At 52.9% G+C, this 1,613-nt stretch carries 1 protein-coding gene; it reads left to right on the forward strand.

Features of this window, described 5'->3' with window-relative positions; translation table 11 throughout:
* Window positions 1–1,327, forward strand: a 1,327-nt coding sequence (locus ACR0AK_RS22885) for an autotransporter outer membrane beta-barrel domain-containing protein (RefSeq protein ID WP_480795112.1), incomplete at its 5' end; no start/stop codon positions are given.
* Window positions 1,328–1,613 lie beyond the last annotated feature (286 nt).

Here is a 1,613-nt window from a genome sequence, read left to right on the forward strand (position 1 = left end):
GTTTGGGGTCTCAGGGCAATCTGTTTTGGGCAGTAGTCTGCATAATGCGGGTGTAGTGGACTTGGCGAATGGAGCTTCCGGTGACACCCTGACGGTGGCGGGTGATTATGAAAGCGTGGATGGTGTTGTTGCAGTGGATGTTGATTTTGCGGCAAGCAGTGCGGACCAGCTGGTAGTGCTTGGGGATGTGACAGGCACAAGCACGCTGGATTTGAACCTGCTCTCGCCTGGGATGGCGGATGGGGGAAGTGCAATTACACTTGTGGCGGTTGAGGGTACGGCACAGGCCGACGCGTTTGTGCTTGCAGGCGGAGAACCGGTAAGCGCGGGGGTGTTTGCTTATGATTTACTGTACAGCGGTGAAGCGTTTGCATTGAATGCAATTGGCATTTCTTCGACGGGTCTTGCCTATCAGTCGGCACCGGGGGGCTTGCTTGACAGCTTTGCGCGCCCGGAATCCTTGATTGCACGGCTTGGGGGCCGGGAATGGGCCAGCGGTGACGCAACCGGGGGGTGGCTCCGACTATCTGGTGGGCGCACGGATGTTGAGGTCGGAGGAGGAAGGTCTCCTTATAGCTCCGACGCCAATAGCCAGTTTTTCCAGGCCGGTGTAGATTTCCCCACTGTGGTTTCCGGAGGGCGCCTTGTTTACGGTGCCTATGCTGAATACGGGCAGGCTGAAGTGAATGCGACAAATGCGTTCGGATCTTCCAATGTTGATGCAGATGGCTATGGGCTTGGCTTGACACTGACATGGTATGGAGACGGGGGCACATATGTGGATGCGACAGGGGAGCTTGGTCAGATTGAAGGTGATTTCAGGTCTTCGGCTTTTGGCTCTCTGATTGACAATCATACGATGGAGTATGCTCAGGCGAGTATTGAAGTTGGGCACCGTATTGCGCTGGAAGGTGGGGGAGCTTTTGTGCCACAGGCGCAGCTTTCATGGGCAGGACTTGATGGAGGGTCTTTTACGGATACGGAAGGCACAGCTGTAGATTTTGGAACCAATGAGAGCCTGATTGGACGGCTTGGACTTGCCTATGAGTTCGCACCCACCGCCCCAGAGGCCCCGGCGACAACCTCCTATGTGATTGCAAATATCGTGCATAACTTCTCCCCGGACACGAGCGTGTCTGTGGGCGCTGCTGAACTTGCGGGCGGCTTTGATGGCTCTCTCATTGAGCTTGGAGGTGGCTTTGATGCCAAGATCGGAGGAACCGGCACCCTGTATGCAAATGGCACCTATCGCACGTCATTTGGAGGAAGTACCGGAACGTCAACCTCAGGGTTCAATCTTTCCGCAGGCATCGCATTCAACTTCTGAAGCGAGCGTATGCAATGGAACCTGGCTAAAACAAAGCACATGGGCCAGTCCACGTTTAGCAACGTGATATGCACAGGCTTACCAGGTGTGACGCCACACTGATAACCATATCATGGTACCAAATAGGTGAATACCGAATAGAATATGGGCAGGGCAAGGTAAACGAAAGAAAAAAACTCATCAGAAATTCTAATTTTCTGATCAGTTAGAACACGCTAAATATAAAATAGGTCAGTTATGAGAGTAATATCCAAACCGTTATCAATTGCCATTATTGCGGCTTCAA

It is taken from the genome of Ruegeria sp. BI12, assembly GCF_056537985.1.